This window comes from Brevibacillus sp. AG162 (assembly GCF_006715575.1).
GTDB lineage: Bacteria > Bacillota > Bacilli > Brevibacillales > Brevibacillaceae > Brevibacillus > Brevibacillus brevis.
Window position 1 is genome coordinate 501,456 of the sequence record NZ_VFNO01000003.1, and the last position, 22,816, is coordinate 524,271.

At 47.6% G+C, this 22,816-nt stretch carries 24 protein-coding genes; 17 read left to right on the top strand and 7 right to left on the bottom strand.

What is annotated here, in order from left to right:
• Nucleotides 1-69 precede the first annotated feature (69 nt).
• A complete protein-coding gene (locus tag FB479_RS12420) occupies nt 70-1,047 on the top strand; it encodes a YpdA family putative bacillithiol disulfide reductase (protein ID WP_142065346.1) in 978 nt (325 codons plus the stop codon).
• A 10-nt stretch (nt 1,048-1,057) separates the two neighbouring features.
• Here FB479_RS12420 and FB479_RS12425 read toward each other — a convergent pair whose 3' ends face one another.
• Both FB479_RS12425 and FB479_RS12430 read right to left on the bottom strand, forming a co-directional pair.
• On the bottom strand, nt 1,058-1,396 hold the full coding sequence (locus FB479_RS12425; RefSeq protein ID WP_007727375.1) for a histidine triad nucleotide-binding protein: 339 nt from the start codon (nt 1,394-1,396) through the stop codon (nt 1,058-1,060).
• Nucleotides 1,397-1,468: 72 nt separating this feature from the next.
• Entirely contained in the window at nt 1,469-2,758 is a 1,290-nt protein-coding gene (locus FB479_RS12430; RefSeq protein ID WP_142065348.1) for an acyl-CoA thioester hydrolase/BAAT C-terminal domain-containing protein, read from the bottom strand.
• Nucleotides 2,759-2,913: 155 nt separating this feature from the next.
• Between FB479_RS12430 and FB479_RS12435 the strand changes: the two genes are divergently transcribed.
• The gene (locus FB479_RS12435) at nt 2,914-3,354 is read left to right on the top strand and encodes an Rrf2 family transcriptional regulator (protein ID WP_012686286.1); all 441 of its coding nucleotides are present in this window, start codon (nt 2,914-2,916) and stop codon (nt 3,352-3,354) included.
• Nucleotides 3,355-3,426: 72 nt separating this feature from the next.
• Here the strand turns inward: FB479_RS12435 and FB479_RS12440 are convergent, their stop codons facing one another.
• Together FB479_RS12440 and FB479_RS12445 are read right to left on the bottom strand one after the other, a co-directional pair.
• The gene (locus FB479_RS12440) at nt 3,427-4,890 is read right to left on the bottom strand and encodes an MFS transporter (RefSeq protein ID WP_142065351.1); all 1,464 of its coding nucleotides are present in this window, start codon (nt 4,888-4,890) and stop codon (nt 3,427-3,429) included.
• Nucleotides 4,891-4,911: 21 nt separating this feature from the next.
• Complete coding sequence (locus FB479_RS12445; RefSeq protein WP_142065353.1) at nt 4,912-6,006, bottom strand: bifunctional transcriptional activator/DNA repair enzyme AdaA; 1,095 nt, start codon at nt 6,004-6,006, stop codon at nt 4,912-4,914.
• 263 nt (nt 6,007-6,269) lie between these two features.
• Here FB479_RS12445 and FB479_RS12450 point away from each other — a divergent pair, with 263 nt between their 5' ends.
• The 9 genes from FB479_RS12450 to FB479_RS12495 all read left to right on the top strand — a co-directional run bounded on the left by FB479_RS12450 (nt 6,270) and on the right by FB479_RS12495 (nt 14,022).
• Nucleotides 6,270-6,644 (top strand): response regulator, encoded by a 375-nt coding sequence (locus FB479_RS12450; protein WP_012686288.1) that lies wholly within the window; start codon nt 6,270-6,272, stop codon nt 6,642-6,644.
• Nucleotides 6,645-6,781: 137 nt separating this feature from the next.
• Nucleotides 6,782-8,143 carry an ethanolamine ammonia-lyase subunit EutB gene (locus tag FB479_RS12455; RefSeq protein WP_017248249.1) on the top strand — a complete coding sequence of 454 codons (1,362 nt, stop codon included), beginning with the start codon at nt 6,782-6,784 and terminating at the stop codon, nt 8,141-8,143.
• Nucleotides 8,144-8,163: 20 nt separating this feature from the next.
• Nucleotides 8,164-8,997, top strand: coding sequence for an ethanolamine ammonia-lyase subunit EutC (eutC, locus tag FB479_RS12460; RefSeq protein ID WP_142065355.1), 834 nt, complete (start codon nt 8,164-8,166; stop codon nt 8,995-8,997).
• Nucleotides 8,998-9,073: 76 nt separating this feature from the next.
• On the top strand, nt 9,074-9,283 hold the full coding sequence (locus tag FB479_RS12465; protein WP_047069123.1) for a hypothetical protein: 210 nt from the start codon (nt 9,074-9,076) through the stop codon (nt 9,281-9,283).
• Nucleotides 9,284-9,748: 465 nt separating this feature from the next.
• A complete protein-coding gene (locus FB479_RS12475; RefSeq protein WP_142065357.1) occupies nt 9,749-10,678 on the top strand; it encodes a helix-turn-helix transcriptional regulator in 930 nt (309 codons plus the stop codon).
• An 83-nt stretch (nt 10,679-10,761) separates the two neighbouring features.
• Complete coding sequence (locus FB479_RS12480) at nt 10,762-11,256, top strand: GyrI-like domain-containing protein (protein ID WP_142065359.1); 495 nt, start codon at nt 10,762-10,764, stop codon at nt 11,254-11,256.
• A gap of 126 nt (nt 11,257-11,382) precedes the next feature.
• Nucleotides 11,383-11,967: a TVP38/TMEM64 family protein gene (locus tag FB479_RS12485; protein WP_142065361.1), complete on the top strand. Its 585-nt coding sequence runs from the start codon at nt 11,383-11,385 to the stop codon at nt 11,965-11,967.
• Nucleotides 11,968-11,978: 11 nt separating this feature from the next.
• Nucleotides 11,979-12,668, top strand: a complete 690-nt coding sequence (locus FB479_RS12490) for a response regulator transcription factor (protein WP_106655017.1) — start codon at nt 11,979-11,981, stop codon at nt 12,666-12,668.
• A gap of 7 nt (nt 12,669-12,675) precedes the next feature.
• Nucleotides 12,676-14,022 (top strand): sensor histidine kinase, encoded by a 1,347-nt coding sequence (locus FB479_RS12495; protein ID WP_142065363.1) that lies wholly within the window; start codon nt 12,676-12,678, stop codon nt 14,020-14,022.
• 370 nt (nt 14,023-14,392) lie between these two features.
• On the opposite strand, the gene FB479_RS12500 is transcribed toward FB479_RS12495, so the two are convergent.
• From FB479_RS12500 to FB479_RS30915, 3 genes are all read right to left on the bottom strand, one after another.
• Nucleotides 14,393-15,775, bottom strand: coding sequence for a M14 family zinc carboxypeptidase (locus FB479_RS12500; protein ID WP_142065366.1), 1,383 nt, complete (start codon nt 15,773-15,775; stop codon nt 14,393-14,395).
• 129 nt (nt 15,776-15,904) lie between these two features.
• On the bottom strand, nt 15,905-17,542 hold the full coding sequence (locus FB479_RS12505; RefSeq protein WP_142065368.1) for an ABC transporter substrate-binding protein: 1,638 nt from the start codon (nt 17,540-17,542) through the stop codon (nt 15,905-15,907).
• 380 nt (nt 17,543-17,922) lie between these two features.
• Nucleotides 17,923-18,153, bottom strand: a complete 231-nt coding sequence (locus FB479_RS30915; protein ID WP_255438397.1) for a hypothetical protein — start codon at nt 18,151-18,153, stop codon at nt 17,923-17,925.
• Between FB479_RS30915 and FB479_RS12510 the strand changes: the two genes are divergently transcribed.
• The 6 genes from FB479_RS12510 (at nt 18,047) to FB479_RS12535 (ending at nt 22,783) form a co-directional block, all read left to right on the top strand.
• A complete protein-coding gene (locus FB479_RS12510) occupies nt 18,047-18,307 on the top strand; it encodes an ATP-binding protein (RefSeq protein WP_255438390.1) in 261 nt (86 codons plus the stop codon). The genes FB479_RS30915 and FB479_RS12510 overlap by 107 nt on opposite strands.
• 42 nt (nt 18,308-18,349) lie before the next feature.
• Complete coding sequence (locus FB479_RS12515) at nt 18,350-18,976, top strand: LysE family translocator (RefSeq protein ID WP_142065370.1); 627 nt, start codon at nt 18,350-18,352, stop codon at nt 18,974-18,976.
• A 214-nt stretch (nt 18,977-19,190) separates the two neighbouring features.
• The gene (locus FB479_RS12520; protein WP_106655022.1) at nt 19,191-20,402 is read left to right on the top strand and encodes an MFS transporter; all 1,212 of its coding nucleotides are present in this window, start codon (nt 19,191-19,193) and stop codon (nt 20,400-20,402) included.
• Nucleotides 20,403-20,482: 80 nt separating this feature from the next.
• A complete protein-coding gene (locus tag FB479_RS12525) occupies nt 20,483-21,457 on the top strand; it encodes an LLM class oxidoreductase (RefSeq protein ID WP_142065372.1) in 975 nt (324 codons plus the stop codon).
• A 28-nt stretch (nt 21,458-21,485) separates the two neighbouring features.
• Nucleotides 21,486-21,815 (top strand): winged helix-turn-helix transcriptional regulator, encoded by a 330-nt coding sequence (locus tag FB479_RS12530; protein WP_142065374.1) that lies wholly within the window; start codon nt 21,486-21,488, stop codon nt 21,813-21,815.
• Between the two features lie 14 nt (nt 21,816-21,829).
• Entirely contained in the window at nt 21,830-22,783 is a 954-nt protein-coding gene (locus FB479_RS12535) for an NADP-dependent oxidoreductase (RefSeq protein WP_142065376.1), read from the top strand.
• Nucleotides 22,784-22,816 lie beyond the last annotated feature (33 nt).

The following is a 22,816-nucleotide window of genomic DNA, read 5'->3' on the forward strand; positions in this document are numbered from 1 at the left end:
TTTTGGTGGAATTTCGATATGATATGATGGAGGAATAAGAATAGAGAGAATGAAGCGAGGCGGAGAGAAATGGAAGACGTACTGATTGTAGGCGGTGGGCCTTGTGGACTGGCAGCGGCAATTGCCTGCAAGCGAGCTGGACTTGATCCCATCATTATTGAAAAAGGGTCGCTTGTCCATTCGATTTATCGTTACCCGACCTATATGATTTTTCATAGCACACCTGATTTGCTGGAGATTGGGGGCGTACCTTTTGCAACGGCGAACGACAAGCCGACCAGACAGGAGGCACTCAATTACTATCGACTGGTAGCAGCGAGAGAAAAATTGCGCGTGAATGTATATGAAACGGTAACGGAAGCGAAGAAGACGCCAGCTGGCTTTCAAGTCACGACAACGGACCGATTCGCCAAAACACATACGTATGAAGCGAAAAACTTGGTGATCGCCACAGGGTACTTTGACAATCCGAATCGGCTGCAGGTACCGGGCGAGGAGTTGCCGAAGGTTTCGTCCTTTTACAAGGAAGCACATCCGTATACTGGGCTTGCAGTAGCGGTAGTAGGGGGAAACAACTCTGCCGTAGACGCGGCGATGGAGCTGGAGCGGGCAGGAGCAGAAGTAACGGTGATTTGCCGCCGAACGGAGCTTTCCGACAAGGTCAAGGCATGGACAAGACCTGTTTTTGAGAGTCTGATCAAAAAGGGACGCATCCACATGCTGTTCGGTGCAACTGTCGAGAACATCGAGGAGCGTTCCATCAGGGTGAAAACAGGGGAGGAAGTCATTACACTTGCCAATGACCATGTGTTTTCTTTGATTGGATACCGTCCGGATCGTACCTTCCTTCATTCGTTAGGGGTTATGATTGACGAGGAAACGGGAATCCCGGCGCATCATCCAGAGACGATGGAGACGAACATCCCAGGTCTCTATATTGCGGGAGTCATTGCGGCGGGCCATCACGCAAACGCCATTTTTATTGAAAATGGAAGGTTTCACGGTGAAGGTATCGCCCGCCACATTGCCTCTCATAGGGAGCAGTAGCTGCTAAGGATTAGAACTGCCACTCCAATTGTCTGCCTCCGATGAGGTGGTAGTGCAGATGGAAGACGGTTTGTTGGCCGTGTTTGCCAATGTTGGTTACGATACGAAAGCCATCCTCGTTCACACCCATTGTTTCTGCTACTTTTTGCAGCGACAAATGGAGATGGCCGATTAGCTCCTTGTCCTCAGGCTCGATAGCCAAAACGGATTGAATATGCTTTTTTGGAATCATCAGGACGTGTACAGGGGCAACAGGATTAATGTCGTGAAAAGCCAATACATGCTCATCCTCATACACTTTTTTGGACGGAATGTCTCCGTTTACAATTTTGCAAAATAGGCAGTCCATAGGGTTCTACATCCTTTCTAAAATGATAGATGGTAATGCCTACTTCGTCATGCGAGTAGGCTTTCCCTGTTTTTACTCTGGAAAAGTCCGTTCCAAAAACTGAAGAACCTCACGCCAAGAGTGTTCGGATGCGTAGGCGTTGTTTTTGGGCGTACCCCCATTGAGCTGTGTACGGGTAGTCGGGATGTAAGGAAAGCGGATCCCATGTCCTGTATCCGCGTACCGCAAATGCACCACCGGATGAGCAAACTGATGATCCTTTAACCGCTCGACCATTTGCTCGCAATGCTCTGTCGCAGGCCACCAGTGATCGTCATCCGAGGAGAGGAAGAGGATCGGGCCATTGATTTTTTCCACCGGGATTGCGGCATCTTCTACCCAAACACAAGCAGCCCAGGCTTCGGCATGGATGTGATCGATACGTTGACCTGCGTCGAGTCGCTCCTGTGAGACTTTTGTCTGTTCCTCAGTCCATGGCACGAAAGGGAGAGGCTCTCCTTGAAACGACCAAGAGGATTGCGGAGAGAACGTGTCTGATCCAGCGAATGCCTTATCCGTCCCGATAGTAACAGTAGAGCTGGGACTTGAAGCAATAACAGCATGTACGTGTTGATCGATCGATGCTGTGACTAATGCCAATTCTGCTCCTTTTGAACGTCCAAATAGCGTAATTTTATCAGGATGTACGGAAGGCAGCTGCTGTAGCCAATGAATGGCGCGTTGAACATATTCGATCGGGATTTGACGAATATCGTCAGGAAGATCATTGCATTGGAAGTAAGCGAGTGCTAGCGCCGGATAGCCGTGAGAGGCGAACAAAGCAGCGAATTGTGAGCAGGAACCAATTCCGCCTTCGCTTCCACCTAGTACGACAATGGCGGGTCTTTGCTCTGTGTGGGGTTTTGAAAAATACAGGCCGATCAGACCATGGTCGAACACTTTCTGTATCGATACGTCGCGGGAGACAAAAATACGTTTCACGACTGCTTTTGCTACAGGTTTATCGTGAACTTCTGCTGTCAATTCTATTTCGGTGGAGCGTGGAGTGAACTGAAAGTCGTCCAGCGAATAGGCATGATAGAAACGCATGGTTTGAACATTCATAGACCAGAAAAGCCCCATCGGATCAATCCCCTCATAGGTACCAAACAGGGGGGCTTGGGAAACCAAATCGACTGAACCATTCTCGTCCGCTTGAAAGATGGCATGTGATGATGCAGTCAAATCTCCTCCAGGCAACCCATTTTTCAGGGTGGCATGAAGGGTGATTAACTGATTGGGGACAAACCCGCTCAGCGTGATATGGACAGGAACATCTATTAAGGCTGTTGCAGGCGTAACTTCAATTTGTGGAAGTATCATTTTTGTCAACACTCCTTCCAGATTACGGGAACACTTGACACAGTCATTATAGTAGAATGAATAAAAGTTCGACGTGACGAAATGTGACGGTATGGTTAACTTGACTTCTCGTCTGTGGTGTAACTATAATCATTACAACGAAAGGGTGACAACGTATGAAAATCAGCAGCCGGTTCTCTATTGCGGTTCACATCTTATCACTGCTTTCCATTGATTCTAATTCGCATTGCACTTCCGAATGGATCGCAGGTAGTGTGAATACGAATCCGGTCGTGATCCGACGTGTGCTGGGGCTGTTGAAGAAGGCTGGGCTCGTGAACGTACGTGCCGGAGCTGGCGGCGCTTCTCTCGCTAAGGAACTGGATCAAATCACGCTTCTTGAGATTTACCGTGCAGTCGATGTTGTGGAAGAAGGGCAACTTTTTCACATCCATGAGCAACCGAATCCCGATTGTCCAGTGGGAGCGAATATACAGTTTGTGTTGGAGTTGATTTTGACTCGTGCGCAGCATGCTATGGAGGAGATTTTGGGAGGAGTGAAAATGTCCGAGCTCGTAGATAACCTACGTCAAAAAATAACCGAAAAAGCGCAGTAAGAACAAAAATGCCCTTGCGTATGCGAGGGCATTTTTGCGAGGAAGGAGTGCCAGTAATAATGCTTGCACATCTCATCCGGACTGGCGGGCTATTTTTTTCTCCTTCCAGCTGTCTTTCTTCCATTGTGGCCTCATGAGAAAAAATCCTAACACGATTGCGATAGCGAAGAAGATGGCGAAGAATCGGAAACCGTTGTTCGTTGCATAGATCAAGTCACTCTTCGATTGTGCGATCTCTCCAGCTCCCGTTTCGGAAAATAGCGGCAAGACGGATGAAGACCTGACGCTTAGCTGAACGACTACCAATGAAAGAGCTTGACTTATTGCCCGACACATTTCGTAGACGGTCCAGAACATGCCAGAAGCAGAGCCAGCGCGCTCTTGCGGAGCAGCAGATAGGACTGCTTTCGCGAGCGACGGCCAGGACAGACCAGTGGCGGCGGATATGATAAGAAGCGGGATAATCACAGCCATGCTCGATAACTGAGAACCAAGTTGTCCAAGTAGCAGTAGGGCTGAGCCTATTAGAAATGATCCTAACAGAATCATGCGACCGGGGCCAAAACGGTCGGCAAGTTTACCGCCAAAGGGGGCCGTGAAGAGTTGGGGAATAGATAATGGGATCAATAACAATCCCGCTTCCAACGGGCTTAAGCGATGTGCCCCTTGCAGATATAGCATCAGGAGAATGGTGACGGCGAAATAACCAATGCAATAACTCATCGTGATTCCAAGACCAATCGAATAGTTTCGATAGGTGAAAAGGCTTAGAGGAAAAAGTGGATGCCTGACACGTAGCTCGATGAGTACGAATGCTATCCAAAAAAGTAGAGCGGTTGCAAAGAGGCTAAGTGTGTGTACCGATGTCCAACCCCAAGAATGCCCCTCAGATAGTGCGACAAGCAGAGCGACTAACCCTGATCCAAAGGTCAAAATTCCCGGCCAGTCAGTCTTGCCCTTTTCGATTGGTGGCGTGTTTTTGAGAACCAGGAGGCCAGCGATCAAGCCAATGACTCCAACGGGGACAGCTACAAAAAAGATGGATCGCCAGCCGAAACCACCGATAAGCGCGCCTCCGATCACCGGACCGATGAGTGATCCAGTCACCCATGATATGTTGTTTATTCCGAGAGCGATTCCGAGCTGATTGGGTGGGAATGTCCGTATGAGGATTGGTGTTGCTGATGCCATTGCCATTGCAGCACCAGTCCCCTGAAGGAGTCGTGCACCGATCAATGTTGCGCCTGAGATCGCAAGACCACAAAGCGCAGTGGAAATCGTGAACAAGGCGAGTCCCCATATAAAAATGCGCTTGGTTCCGAGCATATCCGACCAACGCCCAGCTGGAAGCAAAAATAATGTGCTCATGATGTAGAACGCGGTAATCGTCCACATACCAATGTTGATCGGAATACGCAAATCTTCCATGATAGAAGGAAGACCGATAACCACAATCGTCGCGTCTAAGTTGGTAATGAACGAAACAAGCGTGACCACAGATAAAACAGCCCATTTATTCGATTGTACGGGTGTCAATTTGTACACTCCTTTGCTTATTCATCCATGATCCACTTGCTGGATTTTTCTCGAATCCGAGTCAAATGGGGCGGGTGTTTCCTTTTCATGATGAAGCAGCCAGCGTTTGCGTGAAAGTCCTCCTCCGTAACCACCCAAATCACCATTGGAGTTGATGACACGGTGACAAGGAATGACAATTGCTAACTGATTCGCACCATTTGCTTGAGCGACGGCACGAAAGGCGCTTGGTTTCCCAATTGCTGCTGCAACATCGGAATAGGATGAAGTTTGACCGGGGGGGATCATTTGTAAATGCTCCCAGACCATTCTTTGAAAAGGCGATCCGCACAAAAACAAAGGCGTTGCAAATTCTGTTAACTTTCCGTCAAAATACTCCTCTAACTCACGTTCAATCGAACGGATTGGTGCTGTAGAACCAGGGATAATCGCTGACTTCGTTCTTAGTCTAAGACGTTCAACTTCTCGTTCCAAGCCGCGGCGATCAATGAATTCAAGTAGATATAGCGCTTCTTCATCTGCTATAGCTATCATGGGACCGAGTCGCGTATCCAGCCACGATGCCTTTAAGACATGATGATCTCCAAGACGAGTAGGAGCTGCCCCCATAATTCGTGAAAATGCGTCTCGAAAACCACTGCTGGACTCGTACCCTGTGGTTAGTTGAGCATCGATGATTGCTTTTCCTTCTCTGATTTCTTTCAGCGCAATCCCCATACGTCGCGCCCTTGCATATTCAACGAACGTCATGCCAAAACGCTTTTTGAATTGGCGGCGTGCTGTTGCAGCGTCCACGGATAATCTTTGAAAGTCTTTTTCCGTCCAACGTTGCTCGGGGTTTTCTTCTACAGCGTTTACTAGCAGACGCACAAGCTCTGAAACATGATTGGGATGTGAAAGCGGACGGCAGCGCTGGCAGGGCCGGAATGAGGCCAGAAGTGCTTGTTTGGCATGATCAAAAAACTCACAATTAATAAACTTAGGTTTTCTTGCTGGACATGTCGGGCGACAGAATACGCCAGTTGTCTTGACTCCAACGAAAAAGACACCTTCATATTCTGAATTTTTATCCAGTAACGCCTGATAATACTCAGACTTCATCTCGGCCGTTATCATTTGTTTCCCCCTCTATTTTTCTATTTTCATTTTATCGCTCACCTAAAATGGATGCAGCCGAAAATCGTACATTGATTTTTTTCTCGTTCCTTCAATCGTAAGTAACGAGGATAATGGACTGGATTTAAGCTGGAATTAGCCTGAAAATATAGATATAATAAACGTATTCAGAAAATATGCGATAAACCGACAACGGCGTCGGTTGCGTATGGAAATGATGAGCAGTTGGCACGTCCGTTCACTGGTGATCGGGAGGTGGAGTATTGCGTCAGCATTATCGAGTCATCATCATAGACGACGACCCCATAACACGTATGGACCTGGTCGAGATGTTGCAAGAGCAGGGATATAACGTCGTAGCTGAAGGAAAAAACGGCAAAGAGGCCGTTCGATTGACGCAAATGTGGAATCCGCATCTCATTATTATGGATGTCAAAATGCCAATTATGGACGGTTTGACAGCGACTGGGATTATCCGAGAGCATTCGGATGCGGCTATCCTTCTTTTGACTGCTTACAGTCAAAAGGACATGGTCATGCAAGCCAAAGCAAAAGGGATATGTGCCTATCTGGTCAAACCCGTCATGGAGGAAGAACTGCTACCGGCAGTGGAGTTCGTGCTTACGAGCAAACAATGAACGCAAAAAAGTGAATCGTACGAAGAGCAACGGCGCTTGGACCAAGGCGAGCATTTCGTCTTATGTTTCGAAGCGCTTTTTTTCGTTCCATGAGATAGAAGTCAGGAAAGTTGAAAAGAAAGTGAGTGAGGCTAGAGATGAAATTGGCTTGCGTTGTACGTAAACAGCATTACCAGTTTACTTCCGTTCGTGATGTATTGGCAAAAGCGAGTGAAGAAAAGTCTGGCGATCACATGAGTAAACTAGCAGCCAATTCCGCACTGGAGCGGATGGCGGCTAAAGTCGTACTAAGCGAAATGCAACTTCGTGATATATATGAAAATCCAGTCATTCCGTACGAAAAAGACGAAGTGACACGGATCATTTATGATGATATCAATCTCTCCATTTACAATGAGATTAAAAATTGGACAGTAGGGGAGCTACGGGAGTACATCTTGTCGTTTTCCACAGGAATGCCTGAGCTGACAAGAATTAGCCGTGGACTCACAAGCGAGATGATTTCCGCTACCGCCAAGCTGATGTCCAGCATCGACCTAGTCATGGCTTCGCAAAAAATGAAGCATCAAGCCTATTGCAACACATTGATTGGCGAGCCGGGAAGACTGGCGTTCCGCTGTCAGCCGAATCACCCAATCGATGATCCCGATGGCATTTTGGCTTCGATGAAGGAAGGCTTGTCATATGGATCAGGCGACGCTGTCATTGGAATTAACCCCAATAATGACTCTGTTGAAAGCGTTACCAAGCTCTTGAAAATGACACATGATTTCATGCAAAAGTGGGAAATCCCGACGCAAAACTGCGTACTGGCTCATATCACGACACAGATGCAGGCTCTTCGCGGCGGAGCGCCCATTTCCCTGATGTTCCAAAGTCTGGCAGGTTCACAACGCGCGAATGATGCGTTTGGCGTAAACAAAGAGATTTTGGATGAGGCAATGGATTTGATGCTCCGAAAAGGTACAGCGTCGGGACCAAACGTCATGTATTTTGAGACAGGCCAAGGCTCGGAAGTATCGCTGGACTCCCATGAAGGCGTCGATATGCAGACGCTGGAAGCGCGTACGTACGGTTTTTGCCGTCACTGGAAGCCGTTCATGGTCAATAATGTCTCAGGCTTTATCGGACCAGAAACACTCTATGATGGCAGACAGATGATTCGTGCCGATCTGGAGGACTTGTTCATGGGCAAGCTGCATGGTTTACCGATGGGAATTGCTCCGACTTATACGAATCACATGTATGCGGATCAGAATGACCAGGAGATTGCAGGGATGCTGACGACCTTGGCAGGGGCGAATTTTTATATGGGTGTTCCGGGTGGGGACGATGTCATGCTTAGTTACCAGGACACGAGCTACCACGATGACGCCAGCTACCGCGAGCTCTTGGGACTGCGACCTCTCCGAGAATTCGAGAAATGGTTGGAAAAAATGGGCATTATGGAAAATGGTCGTTTGACAGAGCGTGCAGGCGATTTAACCATTTTTGACTAAGTAGTGGGGAGGGAAGCAAGATGAAACAGATCAATATGGACGACTTGGTTCAGCGTGTAATCGATGAGCTGTCCAAAAAAGGTCAAGGAGTTATTCATTTTCCTGAGGAAAAGCAATGCGGAGTCAAGAACCCCAACAATCCAGAAGCATTGGAGCTAGCCATGAAACGAACGCCGGCTCGAATCGGAATCGGGCGGGCGGGTACCCGGATGAAGACGGGAAGCTACCTCCAATTTCGTATTGATCAGGCAGCAGCACGCGATGCGGTCATGAAAACGATCAGTCCGCAGCTGATCGAGAGCCTGCAGCTCCCTGTCCTCCATTCAAGAGCGACAAGCATGGAGGAGTATTTAATGAACCTCGACTCAGGACGGATGCTATCGGATGAGTCCGCTCGCTGGCTGGAGCAGAATGGGGATAAAAACAAAGACGTGCAAATCGTCATCTCGGACGGACTGAGCACCTCCGCATGTGAGGCGACCATTCCAGACCTCTTGCCTGCATTGATGCAGGGTCTGTCCATGCGTAACATCAGTGTCGGGAAACCAGTGTTTATTCACAAAGGTCGCGTCTGGATTCAGGACCAGGTCGCGTCCATCGTCAATTGCAAGGTCGTCATTTCCTTGATCGGGGAGCGACCAGGGCTTGCGACGGCAGAAAGTCTCAGTGCTTACATGATTTACAAACCGGATGCGAATACGGTAGAATCGGATCGTACGGTTATTTCTAATATTCATAAGGGTGGCACGCTACCGATCGAGGCAGGTGCTTACCTTGCAGAGCTTTTGGAGGAAATTTTGAAGTACCAGGCGAGTGGTGTAAAATTATCACAGCTTCGGGCGATTAACGGGTAGATTCCCACTGGCGCTTCCTCCTGTCTTGCACTAGAATACATAGAAGATAACCAATTTCTATGAGGAGTTGCTACGCATGACGGAGCCAAACCAAAACGAAAAAGAAACCACTGAGCAAAAGCCTGGGAAGATCAGCCTGCAAGAGGCGATGAAGCGCAAATTGGCGGAGAAAAAACAAGCGCAAGCACAGGCTAATAACCCACTGAATCAAAAAGCAAAAAACCAAACGATGAAAAGCCAGCTCACCAAAAAACCAAACAATCAACGCAGACGTATGGGCGTATAGCTTCGATTGAAGCAAGGCAAAAAGGGAATGTGCAGCCAGTTTAGGCTGCAGGTTCTCTTTTTTGCATTACCTGAAAGTATAACAATCACGTTAAAGGATTGTACTTTTTGGAGATCACCTTCCGTTTTTACGGATGATCTCTTTTAGTTTTTAAATGTATCGATGAACCAACAAAGCTGGTGAGAAAAAAAAGCACAGGTCTCGTAGACCTTGACAACGCCCACCCAGTCGGAACTTCCAAAAGGGGACCCGGTTGTCGAACACTTCATCCTTGAGAAACTTCCGCCCGTAGGGTGGCTTTGGATCGACGGTCCCCTTTTGGGAGTGGAGACGGACAGTCAATCACCCCTGTTGGCGTGTCAGAGTCGAAGAGAACTGTGCTTTTTCTTCTCCTCCACCATGTTGACTCAAACCAGAAGGAGCTTCTTAGGTCTTTCTAACTTCCATCAGAAAGGTGGAGAGATTATGAAGGTAGAACGGCTACTCGCTATTGTCATCATGCTGTTGAATAAGCGCCGTGTGAGCGCTCGTGAACTTTCCGACCACTTCGAAGTCTCCCTGCGTACAGTCTATCGGGATTTGGAAACCATTAACGCAGCCGGAATTCCGATCGTAGCGTACCCTGGGGCAAGCGGCGGATACGAGATCATGGAGAATTTTACGATCGATCGGCAATACTTATCCTTGGACGAGCTGGTCGCGGTTATTGCTGCGCTAAAAGGGGTTCATTCCTCCACAGACGATAAGCAAATCGGACAGCTTCTGGAAAAAATAAAAGCACTGCTCACCACTGCACCGTCCTCCCTGCAAGGAAATGCACATCCCGTCGTTTATGACTTCAATCCATGGGGCAGTACACCGGCAATCGCCGAAAAAGTAAATAAGCTACGGGAAGCCATCGAGAAAAGACTTCGTGTGCGGATCATTTATACGAAAATACAAGGCGATGCGACAGAGCGCACCATTGAGCCTGTCACACTAATTATCAAAGGTTATGTGTGGTACGTGTACGGCTATTGTTTACAGCGCCAGGAGGATCGTCTGTTTCGCTTGTCACGGATTGCAGACATGTCTGTGCTGACAGAAGAGTTTTCGCCTCGCCCATATCATGTTGATAAACTGGAATGGCTCGAAGAATGGGATACAGCAGAGCGCATTTCTCTTGTCCTCGAATTTGCGCCGCGTGTACATGTAAGGGTGCGGGATATGTTTGGGCCAGAAGCGATAGAGACCATGCAGGATGGCTCGTTGCTGGTACGAACGAAGATGACAGACGATGAGTGGTTAAATGGTATGCTGCTTAGCTTTGGCGATGCCCTGTGTGTACATGAGCCTGCGCATGTGAGGCAGAGAATGGGGGATACGATAAAAAGAATGGCGAAACTTTATGAATAAAACGGTAGAACGTTGACAGATAGTTGTCAGGGTATGGTCGTTATACTAAGTCATGTAAACAAACTCATACAGGAGCGTGGTTAATGATGAACCCAACGATTATCAAACTGGATGAAATGCGTGTAGCTGGCTTGCAAATTCGGACAACGAATGAGGCGGAATGCGGACCGAATGGGAAAATTGGGGGACTGTGGCAGCGCTATTATCAAGAAGAGCATCCTTTCAAAACTCCCCATCAAAAAGAGCCGGGTGTTGTTCTGGGGGTGTACTCCGATTACGAAAGTGATGAGACCGGTGAGTACTCCATGTTAGTAGGAACCGTCGTCGAAAATACCGGGGAGCTGCCTGCTGAGCTCACGGTCAAGACTCTGCCCGCTTCTACCTATGCCGTATTTACGACTCGCGTAGGCCCGATGGTAGAGGTTGTGATGGAAGCGTGGGCGAAGGTGTGGGAGTGGTCCCATCAACCGGGGAACAAGCGGACATTTACCGGAGATTTCGAACGATATGACGGAGTGCGCTGCGCTGATCCCAACAACGCACAAGTCGATTTGTACATCGCGATCGCTGAAGAATAATGGTGCAGCAAATCATACAAGCAGTCGTAGTCGATCAGGCTACGACTGTTTTGCTTTTTTCCATGATTTCTTCACAAGTTTCGTTTACTCTAGAAAGAGAGTGGCAGAGGGGAGTCATACAGACGGATGGATTGGATAACGAATATAGAAGCCCTGGCAGAATGGATTCGCTCTTTGGGGATGCTGGGGATTATTGGCAGTATATTATTGAACATCGTGATCAGTGTGGCAGGTGTTTTGCCGTCCATTTTTTTATCGGGTGCGAATGCGGTAGTGTTTGGCTTGTACGGAGGGTTCTTGATTTCCTTAACGGGAGAGGTGGCGGGTGCTTGCATCGCCTTTTTCCTTTATCGCTACACGATCAAAAAAGCAGATCGGCGCGAAAAACTGAAATCATTCAAATGGGTACATGCGATCAACGGAACGACGAGTTTTCGCAAATGTCTTGCCATCGTTTTGCTCCGGTTGAATCCGATGATGCCTTCCGGTGTAATCAATTTGGGCGCGGCTTTGACGAATATCACCTTCGTGCAATTTTTAGTAGCGACCCTGCTTGGAAAAGTGCCGTCGATGGTATTTGAAACATTCGTCGGTCATGATCTGATTACTTTTAGTGAAAATAAGTTTCGCTTGCTCTTTGCCTTGCTGGCAGGCGCTCTCGTCTTTTTGCTTTTCTGGAAAAAAGGAAAGGATCAAACACAAGAAAAGTAGGGAGGATTCACATGTCTACCATTTTGCTAGTCGATGATGAGCCGCAAATCTTAGAAATATTGTCCTCCTATCTGCAAAAGGAAGGCTATCATGTTCTGACCGCCCAAACAGGCAAGGAAGCAGTGGAAATGGCCACGACGATTTCATTGACCTGTATCATTTTGGATCTGATGCTTCCCGATCTGAGCGGGGAAGAAGTCTGCGTCCAAATTCGCAAAGAGTCGCGTGTCCCGATCTTGATGCTAACGGCGAAAAGTGGAGAGGCGGATCGGATTCGCGGGCTTACGATCGGCGCGGATGACTATTTGATCAAGCCTTTTAGCCCGAGAGAACTCGTAGCACGTGTTCGAGCCGTCATGCGTCGTGCAGGCGATTATTCAACACTCTCCGATTTTATCGAAGTGGGAGACTTGACCATATCGATGAATGAGAAGAGAGTCACGAAAAATGGAGTGGTTTTGGAGGTTACGCCAAATGAATACCGCTTGCTTACAACACTTGTCCGTTATCCGGGGAGAACGTGGGGCAGGGAGGAGCTCGTGCGTGAGGTCATGGGCTTTGATTTCGAAGGATACGACCGAACCATTGATACGCATATCAAAAATCTTCGCCAAAAGATAGAGGCAGACCCGAAGCACCCGGAATATATCAAGACAGTGTATGGATTGGGCTATCGCTTTGACGATCCCATGAAGAAGTGAGGCCAAGATGAAGCATATATGGGTAAAGCTCGCCCTTGTGATCATGACAGTCGGCGCTTGCGCTGTTCTTTTTTCCTCTTTGTTGTCCGTAAAGGAAATGGATGTTCATTTTTCCATGTATGCCAATGAAGTGAGAAATCAGCATAACCAAGAAATATCGCGTGTTGCACTTCAGGCGTATCAGGACCATCAAGGCTGGGGAGCGGAAGCCTATCATAAGCTTGAAGCGGTTTCCGAGGTCTTGGGATTGCATATCACACTCCTCGATCAACAGCGACAAGTGAAAAAAGAGTGGGGCAAGCGGTCAATCCATACGAGCAATTACAGTGTCGACAAGATTCCCCTTGTCAGTAAGGGTGTCATGATCGGGCAACTGGTGATTCGTCACGATGACCGGAGTGCATATATGACTTTGGAAAGTCATTTCCAATGGGCGCATAAAAACACGACGTTGTGGACGATGGCTGTGCTGCTCATTCTGGTCATGATCATTAGCATTCCGCTTGCCCGAACCATGGTTCGCCCAGTCGTCCAGGTGAGCACAGCAGCGCAACGAGTCGCGCGGGGCAATCTGTCCATACGCGTACCGGAGCCTCGTGGGAAGGATGAAGTTACTTCATTGGTCGCTGCTTTTAACAACCTGGTCCAAAGTCTTGAGCACCAGGAGGAGCTGCGCAAGCGACTGACCTCCGATATTGCCCATGAATTGCGAACACCACTGAACACCTTGCTGGCGCAGGTAGAGGGAATGATCGACGGCATTTGGGAAGCAACTCCCAAAAATCTCGAAAACACAAGGTCTGAGGTACTGCGTTTGAGCCGTCTCGTCCGCGATTTAGATCAGGTGATCCAGGTGGAGTCGGGCTCCTTGCAAATGCGCAGTGAAGAGGTGGAACTGCGTGAGGTTGTCAAAGAAGTCACCGAGTCGATGAGCGCTACGTTTGCCCGTGCGCAGGTGAATTTTCATTTCAAAGGAGATCACGCTGTCTGGATCAAAGGGGACAGGCAGAGACTGGCGCAAATCGTGGCCAATTTGTTGACGAATGCCTGCAAGCATACGCCAGCGGGAGGAGAAGTCGTAGTCACGGTAGACAAACCGAGTACAATGGTCCGTTTGCAGGTGAAGGACAGCGGCACAGGCATCGATCAAAAGGACCTCCCGTACGTCTTTGAGCGTTTTTATCGGGGAGATCGCTCGCGAGCAAGGGAACGCGGTGGAGCAGGATTGGGGTTGACGATTGTGAAAGGGATCGTGGAGGCACACAAGGGAATCATCTCGTTGGATAGCAGAGTGGGAGAGGGAACGACCATCACGATTTTGTTTCCGCCACAAGCTCATGAAGGCGAAAAGTAAGCCTATACCGTATCGTTCTGTCTGTACATCGTTTATGATAGGTAGAGAATTGAATACTCGATACAAAGAGGGAACATTGATGCTCATTTGAGTTGCTTGAAAGTACTTTCCTGTCCATAAAGCTGTTCTATACGTATTGGCAGCAAGTTTCGCTAGTCCAGGTTTTGATTGCTTCAACTAAAGCCTTCCCTTCGATCATTCTGATTGGTGTGATCGTCCTTTCGTTCCTGACAGGGCAAGGTTCTCATGGTGCCACCTTTCGTGTTTGTTATTGTGATGGTTATCGTTATAGAAGTGCTGGCGAATTAAGCAACCTTTAATAGCAAATAGGAGGGGAGTGCCCCCTCCTATTTGCTATTAATCAGCAAGACTACCGATTCTTGCTGATGTGATTGGAGACTAGTAAGCCGCATTCCAACTGAATACGTACCAATTTCTGAATGGGAATAACTGTATAGTTCAGTTCTCGTTCCAGCTCATCCGTATACTGTTGCAATTGGCGAAGCCCTTCTTCCAGCACTGCTTTCAGTTTTGTAATTGCCTCTTGGTCGTTTGAGCCTTCCTTTGCTAGCCGCTCTAGCTCAAATTCGCAAGTGCGGACCGTTAGTCCTAAGCTCAATCCTCGATAAAACTTCGATACCACGAAACTGCTGAAAACTTGAGAACCCTTTGCCGGCTTTTCAAATTCAGGATCGCTCATTGCCCATTTTCTCTGTGCTTCGTTCCTTTCTTTGCGTGCCGGGGAAGAGGGGTCCATCAACTTGAAAAACGGGTTATCCTTCGAAATATAGGACTGTATGCCACCCACAAGTCCCTCCAGCCTTTCAAAAAAAGCCTCACTTTGATCTGCTTCGGTCAGAAGTGCCTCTCTGCGGGAGATATCTGAATCACTCTGATCCTCTATTCGTGGATCGAAAAAATATGGCAGCTCGGTGATTAATGTTATACAATCCGCTTTCGAAGAGGCGTATGTGTGGCTGTCTGCCCCCACATCAAGTGTCGGGGGTTTTCCAGTATGTTTCTCCATATAATCATAGTATTCGTCTTGCCCGTTTAAACTGAAGATGGCCGGAGCAAACTCTGTCGCAAATGGCGACTCTGGTTCTCCTAGATCTAAAGGCACGTCTTCCTTCCTTGCTGAATTGTGAAATCCCTCGTATAATTCTGGAAAATAGTGCGAAATATACCAATAAGCACCGCATAACCCCCCATTGTGTAGAGAATACATAAACTCAGGTCTAGTCTCGTCTATGATTTTCATGAGCACTTGCGTTTCAGGCAATGGTTTGTCAAAGCGATATCCTTTATATTCAAACGGAAAAGTCCATTCCACCTGCTCATAGCCGACAGGTCTATAGTAATTTCTAATGTAGTTAAAAATATTGTATGGCCCTTTAAACCAATTTTCATTTAGTCGCGTACCATCAGGGTCAGCACATTTAATGATGTACCACGTGAAGCCCAGCTCGTCGCGCAGAGCCTTGTCCTCTGCCAATGCGCGGGAGAGATATTCCATTGTCATCGCGCCAATCGGCTCGTTAGGATGCGGGCAGGCAAAACATAACGCATTTTTGGGCCCGTCTCCGATTTTGATACATTGAATGGGGTGTCCATCGCGGGACTTTCCCGCCTCAAATACGGTTACAGCATCAGGAAACTCTTCGGCCAGCTTTCTGGTGCTTTCATCCATTTCATCTACTGTTAGAAAAACCTTGTAGTCTGGCACCTTATCAATCACATGTTGAAAATTCATCGATCATTCCCCCTCGTCTGATGCAATATTTTAATCCTGTCTCGGTTGCAATCTTCCAAGTCATTCTAAAAAAGATGCTATTCCTGTAGCGTATCGATTAGGTTCTTGACGTAGACGTAAAGACTCCATTTATTTTTCTACCCAGCTATCTTGGAAATTGGGAGAATAAGACGTCCATTTCACGCCTTTTACTCGCGAGCTTACTACGACAAAGAGCTTGTCATAATAGATGGGAACAACATATGCTTGCTCAAGGAGATGCTTTTGGGCATCTACATATACCTGTTTTCTGGCTTCCGTTTCAGCGGTTGCGCGTCCTTTTGTTAATAAGGCATCCAGCTTGCCATCTTTTAGACCACTTATGTTAAAACCAGCACCAATTTGGCTAGAGTGGAAACTTTGGTATAAAGCATCAGGGTCATCGTAACTATAAGTAACCATCGTCACATCAAAATTTCCTTTCATTTGTCCATCACTAAACGCTGACTCCTCTAAATTTTGAATGGTAGCTTTGATACCCACCTCGCCCAGCATAGCTTGCAACAACTGAGCTTGCATCTCAAACCTAGCCGAACTCAAAAAGGAAAGGGTAAATACTTTTCCATCCTTTTCTCTCTGGCCTTCTCCGTTTACCTTCCATCCAGCAGCGTCAAGGAGCTTCTTTGCTTCTTCCACATTGTATTGGTACCCGTATTTTTCCAATGACTTATCATACCCCAATGTTGAAGGGGATAAAAACGATTGGGCAACTTCTCCTTCACCCATCAAAACCGCTTGGACCATCGCTTGTTTATTAACCAGCATATGGAATGCTTTTCGGACTTGGATATCCTGGAACTCTGGTTTTGTCAAGTTCATATATAAACTAAGAGGTATCCCAGCCCGTAAGAGTTCCAGAACCTGATATTTTGGGTTATTTCGATACTTCTTGATATCTTTTGCAGGTACATCGAATGCAACATCGATGGTGCCGTTTTCCAAAGCGGCCAACATAACACTTTTTTCTGGAATTGTTTTGATCACCAGTTTATCAGCTCTTGGCGGTCCTTGATTTTCATCGAGCGGCAGGGCCCACTTAAAGGCTTCATTGCGAACCAATGTAACCCCCTCGCCAGCCTTCCAGCTCTCAAACTTCCATGGACCCATTCCCACAGGATTTCGTCCATATTCCTCACCGTATTTTTCAATGGCCTTCATGGATAGCGGTTGAGTTACACCAGTGCCTAAATCTTCAAGAATCGACAAATTGGGTTCATGTAATTCAAGGATGAGGGTTTTATCATCAGGGGCACTGACGCTCTTCACCGGCATCATAACTATTCCCGCCAGTTTTGCTTTTGTTTTCGGATTCTTAATGCGTTCAAAGGTATCCTTAAAACTCTTGGCAGTCAGAGGTGTTCCATCGTGAAACGTAACATCAGAACGAATGGTAAAGGTGTACGTTTTTCCATCCTCTGAAATCTTGAATTCACTTGCAAGATTAGGTTTGAATTCTTTTGTAACAGGGTCCTTGTAGACCAGCGATCCACCCATATTCCAAGTAACACCCATATCGTTGCCAACTGACTTGTGAACATCTAAGGTATCTGCTTCACTTGCGTAAGCCACAGTGATGGTTCCGCCTGTCTTTGGTTTGTCAGCCTCTGGCTGTTGATTTGGTTCAGGTGTGGTTGATTGTGTGCTGCATGCAACCACCAACGACGTACATATCATAAGTAGTAATCCTAAAATAAAGCCATGAAATCTCTGTTTCTTCTTCTTTACCATGTTACAGCTCCCTTGTTCTGTATTGTTTAAAAAATCTACATGACGACATAATTTTGAAAGATATCTGACCTCCTTTACGTTTAAAGCGCCGATTTGGCAAGCGCTTTAAAAAATATTTTGCAAGTGAATCCAACGCATCAGCCCCCTTGGTCCCGATTATAAAACCTCCAGTAAGAGGAGATTCAATTGTTAGTATTCGACAATATGTTTCTTCAAAACTACTGTAGATCTGTTCCATACGCTCCTGCCGCGTTTGCATCGTTTCTCGGTTCCTTATCAGAAGCCCCATGCTGAGCATATGCAAAATACTGTATACGGCCGCCATGGAGCTGTTTCCCGTAATGATGTCTACATTTACTTCTGATAAAAGCGTGATGTCGCTAATACGGCCGACTCGTAGTGAAGAAGTGGAACTGCATGAGGTTGTCAAAGAAGTCACCGAGTCGATGAGCTGTCTGGATCAAAGGGGACAGGCAGAGACTGGCGCAAATCGTGGCCAATTTGTTGACGAATGCCTGCAAGCATACGCCAGCGGGAGGAGTAGTCGTAGTCACGGTAGACAAACCGAGTACAATGGTCCGTTTGCAGGTGAAGGACAGCGGCACAGGCATCGATCAAAAGGACCTCCCGTACGTCTTTGAGCGTTTTTATCGGGGAGATCGCTCGCGAGCAAGGGAACGACCATCACGATTTTGTTTCCGCCACAAGCTCATGAAGGCGAAAAGTAAGCCTTACCGTATCGTTCTGGCTGTACATCGTTTATGATAAGAAGAGAATTTGAATATTCGATACAAAGAGGGAGAGCACATGTTTGATTGGACTACCATGGGGGCATTTTTGGCTGTTGTGATCGGCCTCTTTTTAATTCCGGGACCCGCTGTCCTGTTAACCGCGACGCGTACCGTACAGGGGGGGCGTAAAGCAGGGATCATGGCAGCGCTAGGCATTGCCACCGGCGACTTCATTCATACGACTTTTGCTGCGGTCGGTTTATCCGCGATATTGATGACATCTGCATGGGCATTCAATCTCGTAAAATATGCAGGAGCGGCTTACTTGGTCTATTTAGGGGTTCGGGCGATGCTTGAAAAACCGGTTGACCCAGAGCTGCCAAAAGTAACACCGTTGCCACCGTTGCAATCGTATGGGCAAGCCATCCTAGCAGAAGTACTGAATCCGAAGACGGCGTTGTTCTTTCTGGCGTTTCTGCCGCAATTCGTGCATCCGGAGCGTGGAGGAGCCATTTTTCAATTCCTTGTCCTGGGACTGATTTTCGCCATATTGGGGTTCTTTTACACCGCGATGATTGCGATCAGCATCAGACCATTGGGGCATCTGGTGAAGCGAATTTCCTGGCTGGGCCGCTGGAGTGGCAAGATCGTAGGTTCTGTTTATATCTTATTGGGATTAAAAATAGCACTGCAAGAGAGATAAGTTATGAGTCGGGAAGACAGTCTTCCCGGCTTTTTTGTTGCTTGATTATGGCTATAAGGTACTTTTTAGTGCCTATGATACTTGAAAGTACGTACTTCCTATCAAGTTAGGCATGAGACATAATAGCATTCAGATCCAACATATTCGCCAATCATGATAAGTAAGGGCCCTGCTTTGTGAATGGCAAGAAAAATTAAGGGAGGATACAACTCAGATGAGCACGATTACATCTAATGTGAAGCAGCAAGCAACTGGTACGAAAAACTCCACTCTTGCTTTACTTGCTCTCGCAATCAGCGCATTTGGTATCGGGACTACTGAATTTGTCATCGTTGGTTTGTTATCGACGGTCGCACAGGATTTGAAAGTAACCATAACCTTAGCAGGACTTCTTATTTCTGGATATGCATTAGGGGTAGCTATTGGAGCACCGATTATTACAGCACTCACAAGTCGAATTCCACGGAAAATGCTGCTCATGCTTTTGATGATTGTCTTTGTTGTCGGAAACAGTGCGGCAGCCCTGTCGAGTAGTTTTACGCTTTTAATCATTGCCCGTTTCTTTACCGCGTTTTCTCATGGGGTATTTTTCTCCATCGGTTCTACGATTGCAGCCGATCTGGTGCCAGAAAACAAGCGTGCCAGCGCGATTGCAACGATGTTTACAGGTCTGACTGTTGCAACCGTTACAGGCGTACCTTTGGGAACGTTTATTGGACAAATGTTTGGATGGAGAGCGACTTTTTGGGGAGTTGCCATTCTTGGAGTGATTGCACTTATTTCGACAGCGATTCTGGTGCCAAGTCATTTAAAAAAATCCAAGCCTGCTTCCATTAAAGACCAAGTGAAAATAATTACAAACTTACCACTGTTGCTTGTCTTTGGGATTACGGCACTAGGCTACGGCGGTACCTTCGTAACCTTTACGTTCTTGGGTCCGATTCTCGAAGAAATCACAGGTTATCAGGCAAGTGCCGTCAGTCTGATTCTTCTCGTCTATGGGATTGCGGTAGCCATTGGAAATACGGTAGGAGGAAAAGCAGCTGACAAGAATCCGATAAAAGCACTGCGCTGGATGTTCATCATTCAGGCGATCATCCTGATCATTTTAACATTTACCGCTCCGTTCAAATGGGTGGGAACCCTCACGATTATCCTGATGGGCCTCTTGGCTTTTATGAACGTACCGGGCTTACAGGTATATGTCGTTCAGCTGGCTGAAAAATACGTGCCAAGTGCTGTTGATGTAGCATCTGCCATTAACATTGCGGCATTCAATCTCGGCATTGCGATTGGAGCCTTCGTGGGAGGAATCATCGTCGATACCATCGGACTGATTCATACACCATGGGTCGGCGGAGTGATGGTGCTAGGTGCAGCATTACTCACGGCAATCAGCAGCAAGCTGGAAAAAACTCGTCGTTAATCGTACGAAGACGGCGGATACGGATCAAAGCATGTGTCCGCCGTTGATTTCGATATACGTTACGTGAGGAGAGAACATCTATGAGCAAATTTGACGGTCATTACGGTTTTCAGCGAATGTTCCAAGAAGATAAGATGACGTTAGGATTTCACATTCCGCTAGAGGCATACGAATGGGATGCACCGACAATGGAGCGCCAGGTTGAACTCGTCCAAGCGGCAGAAGACTATGGCTTTACCGGAATCTGGCTGCGCGATGTGATTTTGCAGGACCCTGCTTTTGGTGACCCTGCCACCGGGCAAATTTATGACATGATGATCTATTTAACCTATTTGGCTGCGCAAACGAAAAAAATCGCTTTCGGTACCTCGAGTATCGTGCTTCCACTGCGGCATCCGCTACGAGTGGCAAAAGAGACAGCGACCATCGAAAATTTGTTTCCCCAACGTTTGATGATGGGGATTTCTTCCGGGGACAGACGGGCTGATTTTCTTGGATTGAATGTGCCACATGAACAGCGTGCGGAGTTGTTTCGGGATGGCTACGAATACTTGCAGAAGGTCATGGCAGAGCATTTCCCGAAAATCAACTCTCCATACGGCATGATTGATGGAGCGAATCTGGTGCCAAAATCGACTGCGCCCATTCCTACCTTTATCACGGGGTACAGCCAACAAACGATGGACTGGTTTGCGCAAAACGGAGATGGCTGGATTTATTACCCGCGTGATCCATTCAACCAGGCACATGCCATCCAAGAATGGAGAGAGCTTGTCCAGAAATACCATCCAGGTGTGTTCAAGCCATTTATTCAGCCCCTTCACTTGGACCTAGCGGAAAATCCGGATGAGTCGGTCACGCCGATTCGATTAGGGTACCGAGTCGGAAGAAAAATGCTTTTAGAACTGCTGGCCATTTATCAAGAGGTCGGCGTCAATCATTTATTCTTCGCCCTATTCCCTAGCCAGCGTCCCATTGATGAGGTCATCGATGAGCTTGGACAAGAAGTATTGCCTTATTTCCCGGCCCATATCGATACGCCGGAGCGGTTTTGAATACACCTTCATATGAGGAGGGGAGGACATGGGAAAATACAATATCCCTGTAGAGGCAACATTGGAAGTCATTGGAGGGAAATGGAAAGTAGTGATCCTCTGCTTGTTGGCAAAAGGGACGAAGCGGACAAGCGAATTGAAACGCGCAATGCCTGCCATTACGCAAAAAATGTTAACGCAGCAACTGCGAGAATTGGAAGCGGACAATATTATCACCCGCCATGTTTATCAGCAGGTTCCCCCACGCGTCGAGTATGATTTAACTGAGTACGGAAAGACCCTGTCGAAGGTCCTCGATGTCATGTGTGAATGGGGAGAAAGGCACATCGAAACCGAATTACGAAAAATTGTCGAGTGAAAAGGGGAAGTTCGATGAGAGGAATTGGCATCAAGCAATACGGCGGCATTCAACAGGTAACAGAAATTGAATGGCCAACAAAGCCGATCGGGCCGGACGATTTGCTCATTTCGATCAAAGCGAGTGGGGTAAATCCCGTGGATTGGAAGGTGCGGGAAGGACTGTTGCAAGCAGATTTTCCTTTTGAACTGCCACTTATTTTAGGGTGGGATGCGGCGGGCACGGTAACAGCTGTCGGTACGAATGTGCAGGATTTTCGAATCGGGGATGATGTCTTCTTTCGTCCGGAACTGGAAAGGGAAGGGACATACGCAGATGAAATTGTCGTTCCGGCGTCTATCGTAGCCCCGATGCCACGTGGTTTATCATACGCCGAAGCGGCTTCACTTCCATTGGTCGGACTAACGGTTTGGCAGGCATTGGTGGAGGTAGGGAAGGTGCAAGCCGGAGAAAAAGTCCTGGTGTTGGGGGGAAGCGGCGGGATCGGTTCCATGGCGATCCAGCTAGCAAAAGCGCTAGGTGCCTACGTGGCGACGACAACCAGCTCCAAAAACAGCGATTATGTCCGTGAGCTGGGAGCAGATGAAGTCATCGTGTATGATCGGGGACCACTTCAAACCTCTACAGAATTTGCATTCATGCTGGACACGCTGGGTGGAGAAGCATACGGTGAAGCTTTACCATTTATGAAGCGACAAGGAAGAGTGGCAACCATTATCAGCGAGCGCGATGCTAAGAAACCTTCGTTCGCTGAAGCGGCTGAGAAGGAACGAGAGCTGGATGTTACTTTTGTGTTTACGCGTCCAGATGGGGCAAACATGAATCATATCCGTGAGCTAGTGGAAGCCAAACACGTAAAGCCTTTCTTGACAGAGATATATCCATTGACCATTGAAGGTGTTCGAGATGCGCATCTCTCCAGCCAAACGGGTAGAGTGCGTGGTAAGATTGTGCTCGCCTATTCATGAGGGGGAGACAGAGCACGAGCAAGCTGCGAGAAT